Here is a 13898-nt window from a genome sequence, read left to right as displayed (position 1 = left end):
ATAGCGCCAACGGGTATTGCCAACGGCCTGCTTTTTGCTGTCCGTCCGGTTTTGAGTTGCGACAGGTAAACCTGCATCCAGACACAAATGTCATTGGGTCACCTGCCGGCCGGCAGGTTTGCTGCGCGTCATTGCGTCATTGCTTGGGTGGTTAAAATGGTTCACAAAAACCTGGTAAATACTCCATAACAACCTTTGTCATTTCGACCATGACCTAATGACGTATCCCGTCCGCATCCATCCGCATCACCCGCTATCCAAAACCGGACGGACGGAGAGATACGCTTTCAGTAATCCTTCGTTATTTTTTCCGAGGCCAATATGCTGTCGGCTTGTTGGCGGGTGATGTTGCGGCTGTTAGCTCCGAACTCAAACGCATAGGAATCAGTGTCGGCTCCTTTTCCTTTGGTGACCACCCTGCCAATGGAAATCCACCTTGAAATGCCCCTGATGGGTTTCAGCTCATAATTATCGCGCTCAAAAGCATCTTCACAGGCAGAGTCGATATAAACTGATTTATCGGTATGGCCAATGATTTGATCTTTTCCCTTCCAGTCTATTTCGCTACCCAGGCTTGACGTTATCTGCCAATCCTGCGGAATCACGGCTATCCCCCGATTGCGCCGCTGCTGGTTAAACGTTTTGCCAAATTTAGCCTTGCAAACCGTTTCGTTATAATCATGAATTTCATTTTTTGTCCTTAGGCTAATTGTAACCACCCAGATACATCCAAAAACTGCCCACCACCGTTGCTGTTTGTCCTTTGTAATCATATAATAAACTATTGGACTAATGTATACGAGTAATAAACAAGATTGCTTTATGACGATGGTGTAGATGTTTACAGTACCACAAAAGAAATCAAGGTAAGCCGCGGTAATCAATAGTATTGACATAACGAAGACAGAAAGTGCGCGGAATTTTTTAAACGATTTAGGTGGAATCGGGGTCATATCATTTCAAATTTAGGAAATAAAATATTAATGTACAATCACAGGGACTAAACCACCCGCCCGGGTAAATATGTCGCTTGCCCGAAATAACGAAATGTTTGTTCTGCCCAATTTCACTCATCACAAATACCCCAAACAGAACGAACGACAAAAAAAGGGTGTCATGCTGAGGCTCTCGAAGCATAGTGCGTTGGGTAGTCCGCTGACAGGTAAGCGATTGACAGGTGCACCACCAAACGGGCGGCTCAGCGTGTGAGATCCCGATATGCATCGGGATGACAGTTGGGTGAGTTTTTTGTCCGCATCCATCCGCATCACCCGCTATCCAAAACCGGACGGACGGGAGGATACGCTATCAATAATCCTTCGCTATTTTTCCTGCAGAAAATATACTGTCTGCTTGTTGGCGCGTGATAGCGTGCGTACTGTCGCCTAATGAATAGAGAAAGGAAATGGTGTCCTTACCCTTTCCTTTTGCAAATTTGGTTAGGATAGAAATAGCCGTTGGAACCCCTTGCTTTGGGTTAATTGTATAATCGTCACGCTCGAATTCAACGCCATAGTCGTTAGTAAAAAAAATTAGCTTCTCCCCATGTCCAGTTACTTTGTTTTTAGGTTTCCAATCAGCTTCGAAAAAGCCATAAGAAGAGGTGTTATGCCACCCTGCGGGTATCACCGGAATGCCCCTGGTTAGCCTTCGGGCGTTAAACGTCATGCCAAATTTATCCTGGCAAATACTGTTTTTGTATTTGTCGATGTCTCGCTTAGCCATCTGCCAGCCGTTAAGCAGCATGACACCGAAGTAGAGAACTCCAATCAAAATGCCTATAATAGAATACTTTTCTACTATAATCCGATAGACAATTGGAGTGATAGTTAACAGAAAAATGCAACTGTATTTAACGATCAACCAATTCAAACTCCGCAATTCTACGACATCATCAAGGTATATCCACAGAACGATGAATGCGATTGCGATAGATAAAAAAATGATGTCAAATTTTTCATTGTATCCAGGTTTGGTTCGGTTACGGCATTTCAAATTTAAGCAAAAATACCATAAAACGTGTTTTGCAATTTGTCCGCATCCATCCGCATCACCCGCTATCCAAAACCCGACGGACGGGATAAAAGTCTGAACCGGAATTTATAGAATTAAAGAATTGACAGAATTGTTAAACAGAATTGTTAAGATGTAATTCTAAAAATTCTGCTAATTCCAAAAATTCGAGTTCAGACAAAATAACCACCCAACCAATGACCCAATGACTTAATGACGCATCCCGTCCGCCCCTATCCGCATCACCCGCTATCCAAAACCGAACGAACGACAAAAAAGGGGTGTCATGCTGAGGCTCTCGAAGCATAGTGCGTTGGGTAGCCCGCTGACAGGTAAGCGATTGACAGGTGCACCACCAAACAGTCGGCTCAGCACCTGGTCACTTATCGCGCGGCTTAGCGTGTGAGATCCCGATATGGATCGGGATGACGGCTGGGTGAGTTTTCCGTCCGCATCCATCCGCATCACCCGTTATCCAAAACCGGACGGACGGGAAGAAATTTACGATTGGCGCATGTAACAAATCTAAAATCGTAATTCGTAATTCGTAAATGCCATTATCTTTGGGCTTTAGTAATTGACCAAAAATGAAGAAAATACTGACCGCTATTTTTAGCGCCGCTGTTTCTATCGCGGCAGCACAAAATCAACCTTCCGAAAATTTAGTGCAATATGTGAGGCCGATCATCGGCACGCAGCGCATGGGGCATGTGTACCCTGGCGCTACCGTGCCCTTTGGCATGGTACAGCTGAGCCCCGAAACGGATACGGCCAGTTACGACCTTAACGGCCACTACAACCCCGATGTGTATAAATACTGCGCCGGTTACCAGTACGATGATAAAACCATAGTGGGCTTTAGCCATACGCATTTCAGCGGCACGGGCCACTCGGATCTGGGTGATTTTTTGGTGATGCCTACTGTTGGCCCGCTGAAACTGAACCCCGGCACGGCAGATAAACCGGGCAGCGGCTACCGCTCGGCGTTTTCGCATGACAACGAGGTTAGCGCAGCCAATTATTACAAGGTGAAACTGGATGCCAGCGGCATTATTGCCGAAATGACGACTACCACCCGCGTGGGTTTTCACCAATATACGTTCCCGAAATCGGATAACGCGCACATTATCCTGGATTTGATGGCGGGCATTTACAATTACCCGGATAAAAACCTGTGGGTGTACCTGCGCCGGATAAACGACAGTACCGTTGCCGGTTACCGCATTACCAATGGCTGGGCGCGTACCCGCACCCTTTATTTCGCCATGACGTTTAATAAGCCGTTTACCCAAATGGGCTATAAAAACTTTAGCAAGCGCGAAGTTTACGGCGGCTTTTGGGGCAAATTTAACGGGGTAAAAAACTTCCCTGATGTTGCCGGCAGGCAAATAAAAGTTTGGTTTGATTTTAAAACCAGCCAGGATGAAAAGATTAAGATCAAGATGGCCCTGTCGCCGGTGAGTATTGAGGGTGCGTTGAATAACATGCAAACCGAAGCCCCGGGCTGGGATTTTGACAAGGTGAAGAACGACGGGCAGCAGCAATGGGAAACCGAGCTGCATAAAATTGTGATTGAAGGCAGCAAGGATGATAAGGAAAATTTTTATACATCGATGTACCATGCCATGATTAACCCTACGGTGTACATGGATGCTGATGGCAACTATAAAGGGCTTGACCAGGGCATCCATCATGCCGATGGCTTTACCAATTATACCACCTTCAGCCTTTGGGATACGCACCGGGCATTGCACCCGCTGTTCAACATCATCGAAACCAAAAGAAATGCGGATATAGCCCAAAGCATGCTGGCCCATTTCGACCAGAGCCCGGAGCACATGCTGCCGATCTGGAGCAATTCGGCCAACGAAAACTGGTGCATGAGCGGTTTCCACAGTGTATCGGTACTGGCGGATGCCATTATCAAAGGCAACGCGCCGTTTGACGCCAACAAGGCTTTGGATGCGGCCATTACCACGGCCAATCACCGCGATTATGAAGGCATAGGTTATTTTAACGATATGGGTTATATCCCGGATGAAAAGGATGGCAATTCTGTATCCTCCACCCTTGAATATGCTTATGATGATTGGTGTATCGCCCAAATCGCCAAAAAGCTGAACCGCACGGCTGATTACGATACGTTTATCAAAAGGTCGCAAAACTGGAAAAATGTATTTGACCCGAAGAGCGGCTTTATGCACCCCAAACTGGCCGACGGCACTTTCCGCCCAACTAAGTTTGATCCGTTTACCACTATAGGTATGGGTTTTATTGAGGGTAACGCATGGAACTATACCCTATATGTACCGCATGACGTGCCGGGGCTGATTAAAGCGATGGGCGGTAACAAAAGGTTTGTAACCTATGTTGACAGCCTGTTTAGTTATAACCTGCCGGATAAGTATTTCGCCGAGACCGAAGATATTACCAAAGACGGCATCATTGGCAACTATGTGCATGGCAACGAGCCTTCGCACCAGATCGCCTACATGTACGACTGGACCGATAAGCCCTGGAAAACCCAGGATAAGATCCGCATGATATTGAAAAAGATGTACAAAAACACGCCTGACGGTTTGGGCGGCAATGATGATACCGGGCAAATGAGCGCCTGGTATATTTTCAGCGCATTAGGGTTTTATCCCGTTGCACCGGGATCTGATCAATATGCTACAGGCAGCCCGTCAGTTTACCATGCAGTGCTTAATTTGGAGAATGGCAAAACCTTTACCATCAACACAAAAAACCAAAGCGATAAAAATGTGTATGTACAGAAGATATTATTAAACGGCCAGGTATTGAGCGGTTATTTCATCAGCCACTCAGATATTATGAATGGCGGCGAAATTACTTTTGTGATGGGGCCGAAGCATAAGGGATAGTGTAATACGGGAGTTGTTGGGTGGGCGAATTTATGCGGGTTCGCTATTCCTAATAATAAATCTCTTAGCTTTTGCCCATAAATAGCACAGGTTCAAAACATTATAATCCTTGCCCCATAGGGGCTACCGCTTTGTAGCACGATGTTTAAACGTCATTTTTGCCGCGTCGGCGGCTACCCAATTCGCGAAGGGTAGCCACTGACGTGGCAATTATCCTTGGTATTTGGTTTCTACAAAGCGGAAACCCCTATGGGGCATTTTGTTTGGTAAGCTATTCTTATCAACCCACATCACCGCGCGAAAACATTGTGCGATTTTGATATATTGAATGTTATATCGTTTGAATAAAGTCCAAATTCAACTATTAAAAGGCCAATTCCAGCAAAACCGGGCAATGATCGGAGTGCCGGGCTTCGGGAAGAATAGCGGCTCTTTTAATATTTTCTTCGAGGGCTTTTGTCGCCATATTGTAATCAATTCGCCAGCCTAAGTTTTTGGCCCTTGCATTGGCCCTGAAACTCCACCAGGTATAATTATGCGGTTCCTTGTTCATGTGCCTGAAGGTATCGATATAGCCCGATTCAATAAAGTTTTCCATCCACTCGCGCTCCTCGGGCAAAAAGCCTGATGAAGTGGCGTTTGATTTTGGGTTATGGATATCAATAGGCCGGTGGCAAATATTATAATCGCCGGATACCACCAGTTTGGGGCACTGAGATTGCAGCAGCTCCAGGTATCTGCCGAATTCATCCAGGAAACGGTACTTAAAAGCCTGCCTGTCATCGCCGCTGGAGCCTGACGGGAAATATGCGCTCATTACTGACACCTCGTCAAAATCAACCCTGATATTACGTCCTTCGCGGTCGTAGTCGCTGATACCGCAGCCGTATTCCACATGTTTGGGCGTTTTTTTGGTGAGGATGGCGGTACCACTGTAACCTTTTTTCTCGGCAGGGAACCAGTAATGTTCATAGCCCAACTGCTCCACCAGGTGCAGATCCGTTAATACATCGGGCGTAGCCTTTATTTCCTGCAGGCAAACCACGTCTGCATCAGTAGCCCGCAGCCAGTCTATCCAGTTTTTGCTCATGGCTGAGCGGATGCCGTTAACGTTATAAGTGATTATTTTCATGCCCCCAAGCCCCCTAAAGGGGGTGTTTATTTAATGTTTAATTGTATGAATTTGAAATTTTTAACCCGCAAGCTCCCCCTTTAGGGGGCTGGGGGGCTAAGTTTGTCTAACTCTTCACACTCCTTTTTACTCAACAGCTCAACTGTCATAGGCACATCTGAAACCGGCCGGTCGTTTTTATCAGTTTTTACTGCGGCAATGCGGTCGATCATATCGATACCCATCACTACCTCACCGTAAACGGTATAATTTTGGTCGAGGTGCGGCGCGCCGCCAACTGAGCTGTAATATTCGCGCTGCCAGGAGGGAATCTTATGCCCGTTCATGCGTGGGGTCTTTTCCAGGCTATCCATTTTAGCATTGGTAAAACGTTTGCCTTCAACAATATAAAACTGGCAGCCGCTGGATGCTTTTGCCGGGTTGTCATCCCTTGCAGCGGCCAGTACGCCGCGTTTATGGAACAGGCTATCCCTGAACTCAGCGGGCACGGTATAACCCACATCCCCGTTGCCCAATTCGGCGCCGGGTTTTGCCTTAGTGGTATCCTTTGAATCCGGATCGCCGCCCTGGATCATGAAGTTTTGGATCACCCGGTGAAAAAGCGTTCCGTTATAAAAGCCTTTTTTCACCAGCTTGATAAAATTGTCCCGGTGTTGAGGTGTTTCGTTGTACAGCCGGATAATGCATTCGCCATAGCTCGTTTTTATCCTTACATACTGGTTCCTGGGCACGCCGGCGAATACTGCCGAAATAGTAAATACGGTTAATAATAATGCCGATAAAAATTTCTTCATAAATGATCTGTTTTATAAATATTTGAAATAATCAACCACTCACCTAATCAACTTAATCAACCCAATCAACTTACATCCAATTCCTCAAAATAACTAACTATTAACGATTTCATCAACATTTCCTGTTCAAGCAGGGTATAATTGGGGATAGTTTTTACCAGTTTCCAATGCGGCCAGCCATCCTGGTCGAGGCCCTCCAGTTCATAAAAGCCTATCATGCTGAATAGTTTGCAGGTAGCGATATGCATCAGCTCCTCTTTTTGCCTTTTGCTGAATTTTTTTGGCCCCTGGCCGAGTTCCTGCACTCCGATTAAAAAGAGCATCACTTTTACATCGGGCTTTTCGTTGTCAAACTCTTCAGCTATCCTTTGCTGTAACGCATTCCATTTCAAATTAATTTCCGCAGGCTTCATGCGGGCAAAGATAGTTCATTGGTTCACTGGTTTATTAGTTCATTGGTGAAAAGTTTAATATCGTTCATTGGTTCATTAGTTCACTGGTTCATTGGTGAAAAGTTCGATATGGTTTTCGCGGGTTAAGACTATAGCTGATTTAATTATTAATCTTCCATGTCAACCTGAAAAGACCAATGAACTAATGAACCAGTGAACTAATAAACCAAATAGAACTCTGTTGCATTTAACAAGATTGTTACGTTGGCGCATGGGCGGCAAACTTTAATTGTTTACTTTTGTTCAATTTTTAGAAACGACCTCATTTACCGGCTTGAAAAAGGATAAATACCATATGCTCCGTACGTGGATATTGCTGGTTTGCTTTATTGCCGGCCAGTTAATGGTATTTGCACACCAGCATCCTGATTCAGTAGCGGCTGCCAGGATTTATACCCATTCAAAAACGGCGGATCATCAAATCGTAAAAGAGAAGTGTTATATGTGCGACGTAATGCACCATAACGCGATGATGGCCACGTACCAGGTTTTTTTAAAACCGGTGCCGTTTATTGCTCATTCTTTTAAAGTTTGTGAATATAAAACCTCAGCTGTAAAACTTATTTCAGCTGGTGGCCGGGCTCCTCCGTGCTGTCATTCAACAAACATCGTTTAAAAGTTTTGCTGCTTTTCTGCCAAAAAGCAATTCATACAAAAATTCTTGCTGTCAGGCGATTAAACTTTTATCAAAGGACGCTATCTATTTTACCTGTTAGCTATCCGCATAAATGAAATACATTTTTAAATCATTTCCCTATTTACACTTTACATGAGAATCATCCGATCCTATATATTATTCCTGGTCTTAGTCACGAGTTGGTTTACATCATTTGCAAAAGGTAAAAAACCGCCCGGCGATGTCACGATAGGTAACATTACGGGAACGATAACCGATAAAGCCGATGGCAAACCCATTATTGGTGCAACCGTCAGCATCCCCGATTTAAAAACGGGCACAATTACTGACGTAAACGGGCATTTTAATATCAATAACCTGCCTAAAGGCGTATACCTGGTACAGGTAAGCTACCTGGGTTATTCAACTTATACCGAAAAGGTGGATTTCGCAAAAACCACCGTACTCAATATACAACTGACGTCCTCCACCATTGAAACCGGCGAAGTGGTGATCACCGGCGTTAGTAAGGCTACCGAAATAAAAAGAGACCCGGTACCTATGGTTGCTGTTGGTAAGAATTATATTGATGAACATTCAGCCTCCGGGAACGTGATCGACGTGATCGCCAACTTACCGGGTGTAAGCGCGGTTACTACCGGGCCCAATATTTCAAAGCCGTATATCCACGGCCTGGGCTATAACCGGGTGGTTACGCTGCAGGATGGCATAAGGCAGGAGGGGCAGCAATGGGGCGATGAACATGGTATAGAAATAGACCAGAATTCTATTGACCGGGTGGAGATCATCAAAGGACCGGCCAGTTTAACCTATGGCTCCGATGCAATTGGCGGGGTAGTAAACATGATCACATCATCGCCCGTTCCGGAGGGCAGGATCCTGGGTTCGCTTACCGGGATCTACGGAACAAATAACGGCCTCATCAATACTTCACTTAAACTGCAGGGCAACAATAACGGGCTGGTTTGGGGAACAGTGATTTCAGACAAAATGGCGAAGGATTACCAGGACCCGCACGACGGAAGGGTATATGCCACCAATTTTAACGAAAAGGATGCAAGGGTGATGGTCGGCCTTAATAAGTCATGGGGGTCATCTTACTTAAATGCATCTGTATTTGATGACCTGCAGGCGATCCCCGATGGCAGCCGCGACTCGCTTACCCGGCAGTTTACCAAACAGATTACCGAGGCGGATACCTACAGGCCCATTGTACCGGCATCTGAATTAAATAGTTACAGCCTGCCTACGCTGCACCAGCACGTACAGCTATACCGTATTTACAATAACAGTAATTTTATATTGGGCAGCGGCAACCTGGCCGTTAACCTGGGATATGAATACAGCCACCGCAGGGAGTTTACACACCCCGAAGACGGCACTATTCCCGGGCTAAACCTTGCGCTAAGCAGCTATACCTATGATGTTAAATATAATATTGAAATTGGGAAAGGTTATGAAACCACCTTTGGCATTAACGGCATGTACCAAAGCAATGCCCTTGGCTATAGTACTGATTTCCCGATACCGGCATACCACCAGTTTGATATCGGTCCTTTCTTTGCTGTAAAAAAGAGCTTTAGCAAACTGGACCTTGAAGGCGGCTTAAGGTACGATAGCCGCTCCTTCAGCGGACAAGCAGCTTATATCGATACGGCAACTCAATATCCAACACTGTATACCGGGACAAACCCAACCTCGACGCCAAATGTTACCCGGCAGTTCAGCGCATTAAGTAAAAGTTTCTCGGGCATGTCGGGAAGTTTTGGAGGGACCTATAATTTCTCCGACAGGTTTTTGATAAAAGCCAATATTGCGCGCGGTTTCAGGGCGCCAAGTATCGCCGAGTTATCTGCTAACGGCCCCGACCCTGGTTCGCAGATCTACCATGTGGGCAACAGCAGCTTTAAACCCGAATTTAACACGCAGGAGGATATCGGCGCCTTTTTAACCTTGCCCAATGTATCGGCAAGTGCCGAAGTTTTCAGGAACAACCTGCAAAACTATATCTTCCAGGAGCAATTGCTTGATGCCAACGGCAACCCTGAGCGGGTAAACGCCGATGGATCTTCCAACCCAACAGGGCAGTATAGTAAGTTTAGCTATATGCAAAGCAAAGCGCAGATACAGGGCGGGGAATTTAGCCTGGATATCCACCCATGGCCATGGCTGCATTTTGAAAACTCGCTTACCTTAACGTATGGCACCAACCTGGGGACCGGCGGGCATGTGCCGGATAGTTTGAAATACCTGCCATTTATACCCCCGGCACATACCCATTCCGAAATTCGGGGTACTTTTGCTAAAGGCTTCAGCAGCCTGAAGAATGTTTATGGCTTTGTTGGTTTTGATCATTTCGACGCGCAAAATCATTATTTGTCTGCCTACGGAACAGAGACTTATACCGCGGGTTATAACCTGGTTAGCGCAGGCATTGGTGGCAATCTTGTAAATTCAGCAGGGAAAAAGGTTATCGAATTATTTATTGAAGGCACCAACCTGGGCAATGTGAGCTATCAATCAAACATGAGCCGGCTTAAATATTTTGATAACCCAACAGTTCCGGCTGGGGTTCAGCCAGGTATTTTTAACATGGGCCGCAACATCAGTTTTAAGGTAGTGGTACCTTTTGATTTGTCATCCCATCCAAAATCATAAATATTTCCCCCTATTACAACAATGAAAAAACCCGGTATCTAAACCGGGTTTTTTGTGTTTATATGAAGTGGCTGTTTTACTATTTGCTTACCAGCGGGGCTAACCCGTAGGTCCGCTGGCTGCGTAAAAATCTGCGCAGGTTGGCCCTGATCATCGTTATAAATTCATAATCGCTCATGGTTGAAGCCGTATAATAACCCGGCCTGTACCTGAACATAAACGAAGTAAGTTTATCGTCTTTTAAACCTGTGATGCCGGCTACATATTCCCGGTTAAAGCGGTAATCGATAACGTTCTGTTCATAATCCTGCTGGATGACATCCCTTAATTTTGAAGCATTTCGCCCGCTGCGGCTAATTGAATTCCATAACGCATCAATACTTAAACCCGCACCGCCGCCGTAAGGTGTGGATAAATAATCGCCATAGGCCAATGAGCCGTAAATTTTTGTGAAGTCATTTTTGGTTGCTTCCAGTTTTTGGTCGGGGGTAAGGGTTGTGTTATGTACCGTAACTTCCTTCAGCTGTATGGCCAGGCGCACCATGGAAACAGCCAGTTGCGCACGGGACTGAACTTTTATGGTGTCTGAGCGATAATTCTGTTTCGAAAAAACCAAAATATCGCCATCAGCGGCTATAATCTGGTATTCGCCTTTCAGGTTATCATAAATGGCTATGCCGTTGGTCAGATCGTGAATACTTACACTTGCAATGCGTTCTTTGCTTTCCTTATCAAACACAATGCCTTCAAGGGGTTTTGGCTGTCCAAAGCCTTTAAGCGTAAGCAGTAGCAATAACAGAAATAACCGGGGTTTCATATATTTATTTAAAAGTAAACTTTCGGCTATTCTTTCCAATATAGTTTAACAAAAATTAACAGCCTTATTTCACTACAACCAAAACCTGGCCAATTTTAATAGCAGCCCCGTCGAGGTTGTTTAGTGCTTTAAGGTCATCAACCGATAATCCAAAACGTTTGGAAATATTATATAGTGTATCCCCCTGCTTAACTGTATAAGTTTTGTTACGCGGATTGGCTTGAACCGCCGAATCTTTAATGGCATAAATACTGTCCGGACGCTGCGTTAAAGGCGCCGGATCCTGCGTTTTAATTTCAACTTGTTTATAACCCGGATTGTCGTATTGCTGCAGGTTGTATTTTTCGATGATACCTATTAAAATAGATGGGTAATTAGGATTGGTAGCATAACCAGCTTTTTTTAGCCCCCTGCACCAGCCTTTATAGTCGGTTATATCCAGGTCAAATAATGGGGTATAGTTCTTCCTCTTTAAAAACAGGGAATGGTCCCTGAACGATTCTTCGGGGCTGTTATAAACCCTGAAGGCATCGTTTTTACTATCGTCATCTTTGTAATAAACATTCCCGGTCCAGCTGGGGGTGCTTTTTATGCCGAAATGGTTGTTAGCCACCCTGGCCAGTTCGCCGTTGCCGCTGCCCGATTCAAAAAGGCCCTGGGCCAGTGTTATGCTCGCCGGTATGCCGTACGAATTCATTTCCTGTATGGCTATGGCCTTATACCGGTCAATATATTGCAGGGAGGTAAGCGGCGTATAGTCCGCTCCATCATTTTGTTGCCTGATATGCCTGTTGTTTTGTTTTGCCGCCCTGTTTGAAACTGTAATCCTGTGCGCCGAGCATGAAGTAAAAAACGCAAGCCCGATAAATAAATAAATTGTTTTTCTCATCGCTATAAATACCAAACCATTGGCAAGTTGCGTACCGCCAATTATTACCCGTAATACGTTGTTTTGGTTAATTAGGTTGAGCTTTATCGTCATTTATTGAGTGAAATATCAAAAAACAACCATAAATCAGGCTAAATTCAGCCGGGATATCAGGAAAACGTTAATCAGGAAATTATGCTTTAATTATTTTGCGCCAGTTGGTCCTGGTTGGCTGGTTTCTCATCAAATAAATACAAATGGTATTTATCGATAATATCAAGCACATATTTTGACCAGCGCCGATCATGCGCATACCCGTGTTTTTGGATACCGTGCGCCCAGCCCTGGTAATCAAAATGAGTGAACTTGTCAGACAGGCCGCTAAACGCCTGGCGCTCTGTCATGATCCGGGCAAAATCCTCGAATGAATCATAAACAGACCCATATTTTTTATAGGCGGTATTTACTTTTTTGTTATGCTTGTTATAATAAACTATCCTGCTTCCGCCTTTTACGCCGAATTGGTTGTTTAAATTTTTCGCAAGTGCGCTGTTTCCGCAGCCCGACTCGTGCATAGCTACACCTAAAACAATACTTGCGGGAACCCCTGTTTCGTGCATGATGCGGATCGCATCTTCCTTAAATTGGTCAATATAAGATTGGGGGGTATTTTTTTGGGCCGATGCCATTAAAAACGGAACCAGCAGCAATGTAACCAGTAAGAGTTTCTTCATAATTTACTTTTTTCTGATGACCAGCAACCCGTCACGAACAGGAAGGATGAGCTTTTCAACCCTCTCGTCAGCGGCTACCAGGTCATTTAGTTTGCGGATAACTTGTGTATCGGCGTCGTTTTCTTCGCCATACACCTTTCCTTTCCACAACACATTATCAATTATTATTAATCCTCCGGATCGTACTTTTTCAAATATAAGTTGAAAATAGTTATAATTATTCTTTTTATCTGCATCAATAAAAACCAGATCGAAGCCTGTATACGGCATTTCGCCTATAATTTGTTCTGCCTGGCCAAAATGCAGCTTTATTTTTTTACCAACATTTGTGGATTCAAAGTGTGAATTAAGCATTTCTTCCAGCTCGCGGTTCACTTCAATGGTATGAATAATTCCATCCTCAACAAGGCCCTCCGCCAGGCAAATCGTTGCATAACCGGTAAAAGTTCCTATTTCAAGGATGAGTTTCGGCTGTATTAATTTGCTCAAAAAACTCAATACTCTGCCCTGGTAATGCCCCGAAAGCATATGTGGCCGCAGCACTTTTAAATAAGTTTCGCGGTTGATGTTTTGCAATGCTTTTGGTTCTGCATCGCAATGATCATCCAGGTATGTTTGCAGGTCATGGGGTAATATGTCCATGGCGCAAAGGTAGACCACAGATTTTAATGATTAAAGGATTTCATTGATTTTTTTGGCAATCGGTTGATTGTCAATGAATTTTATTGGCGGGTTTTTGCGGAAAAGGTTGGTTTTACTGAATTTGAACGTTGCTGTGAAATTTGGCAGGCAGTCTCAAGCTGGTGATTTTGGGTCTTACTATCCGGTATTTTCCGCACGAACTAAATCAACCTAATCCAACTAAATCAACCCATTCAACTTAATATAACCCATCCAACTTAATCAAC

12 protein-coding genes are annotated in these 13898 nt (G+C 44.8%); 3 read left to right on the top strand and 9 right to left on the bottom strand.

Annotation, left to right across the window (positions count from 1 at the left end):
* Positions 1–287: 287 nt before the first annotated feature.
* Together MgSA37_RS27460 and MgSA37_RS28490 are read right to left on the bottom strand one after the other, a co-directional pair.
* On the bottom strand, positions 288–896 hold the full coding sequence (locus tag MgSA37_RS27460) for a hypothetical protein (protein ID WP_157750767.1): 609 nt from the start codon (positions 894–896) through the stop codon (positions 288–290).
* A 412-nt stretch (positions 897–1308) separates the two neighbouring features.
* Positions 1309–1725, bottom strand: coding sequence for a hypothetical protein (locus MgSA37_RS28490; protein ID WP_157750766.1), 417 nt, complete (start codon positions 1723–1725; stop codon positions 1309–1311).
* An 875-nt stretch (positions 1726–2600) separates the two neighbouring features.
* Here MgSA37_RS28490 and MgSA37_RS27450 point away from each other — a divergent pair.
* The gene (locus MgSA37_RS27450; protein WP_096356968.1) at positions 2601–4898 is read left to right on the top strand and encodes a GH92 family glycosyl hydrolase; all 2298 of its coding nucleotides are present in this window, start codon (positions 2601–2603) and stop codon (positions 4896–4898) included.
* Positions 4899–5262: 364 nt separating this feature from the next.
* On the opposite strand, the gene MgSA37_RS27445 is transcribed toward MgSA37_RS27450, so the two are convergent.
* The 3 genes from MgSA37_RS27445 to MgSA37_RS27435 all read right to left on the bottom strand — a co-directional run bounded on the left by MgSA37_RS27445 (position 5263) and on the right by MgSA37_RS27435 (position 7237).
* On the bottom strand, positions 5263–6030 hold the full coding sequence (locus tag MgSA37_RS27445; RefSeq protein ID WP_096356966.1) for an exodeoxyribonuclease III: 768 nt from the start codon (positions 6028–6030) through the stop codon (positions 5263–5265).
* Between the two features lie 80 nt (positions 6031–6110).
* A complete protein-coding gene (locus MgSA37_RS27440; RefSeq protein ID WP_096356964.1) occupies positions 6111–6824 on the bottom strand; it encodes a peptidylprolyl isomerase in 714 nt (237 codons plus the stop codon).
* Between the two features lie 65 nt (positions 6825–6889).
* Positions 6890–7237, bottom strand: a complete 348-nt coding sequence (locus tag MgSA37_RS27435; RefSeq protein ID WP_096356962.1) for a hypothetical protein — start codon at positions 7235–7237, stop codon at positions 6890–6892.
* A 313-nt stretch (positions 7238–7550) separates the two neighbouring features.
* Here MgSA37_RS27435 and MgSA37_RS27430 point away from each other — a divergent pair, with 313 nt between their 5' ends.
* Entirely contained in the window at positions 7551–7892 is a 342-nt protein-coding gene (locus tag MgSA37_RS27430; protein ID WP_157750765.1) for a hypothetical protein, read from the top strand.
* Positions 7893–8045: 153 nt separating this feature from the next.
* On the top strand, positions 8046–10571 hold the full coding sequence (locus MgSA37_RS27425; RefSeq protein ID WP_096356958.1) for a TonB-dependent receptor: 2526 nt from the start codon (positions 8046–8048) through the stop codon (positions 10569–10571).
* Positions 10572–10650: 79 nt separating this feature from the next.
* Here MgSA37_RS27425 and MgSA37_RS27420 read toward each other — a convergent pair whose 3' ends face one another.
* The 4 genes from MgSA37_RS27420 to MgSA37_RS27405 all read right to left on the bottom strand — a co-directional run bounded on the left by MgSA37_RS27420 (position 10651) and on the right by MgSA37_RS27405 (position 13632).
* A complete protein-coding gene (locus MgSA37_RS27420; RefSeq protein ID WP_096356956.1) occupies positions 10651–11388 on the bottom strand; it encodes a peptidase associated/transthyretin-like domain-containing protein in 738 nt (245 codons plus the stop codon).
* Between the two features lie 64 nt (positions 11389–11452).
* Positions 11453–12370 carry a glucosaminidase domain-containing protein gene (locus MgSA37_RS27415; RefSeq protein WP_232010746.1) on the bottom strand — a complete coding sequence of 306 codons (918 nt, stop codon included), beginning with the start codon at positions 12368–12370 and terminating at the stop codon, positions 11453–11455.
* An 86-nt stretch (positions 12371–12456) separates the two neighbouring features.
* Positions 12457–12990, bottom strand: a complete 534-nt coding sequence (locus MgSA37_RS27410; protein ID WP_096356954.1) for a glucosaminidase domain-containing protein — start codon at positions 12988–12990, stop codon at positions 12457–12459.
* A gap of 3 nt (positions 12991–12993) precedes the next feature.
* Entirely contained in the window at positions 12994–13632 is a 639-nt protein-coding gene (locus tag MgSA37_RS27405; protein ID WP_096356952.1) for an O-methyltransferase, read from the bottom strand.
* Positions 13633–13898 lie beyond the last annotated feature (266 nt).

The organism is Mucilaginibacter gotjawali (genome assembly GCF_002355435.1).
Classification (GTDB): domain Bacteria; phylum Bacteroidota; class Bacteroidia; order Sphingobacteriales; family Sphingobacteriaceae; genus Mucilaginibacter; species Mucilaginibacter gotjawali.
The sequence above is the reverse complement of the archived record's forward strand: the minus strand, read 5'-3'. Positions and strand labels throughout refer to the sequence as shown.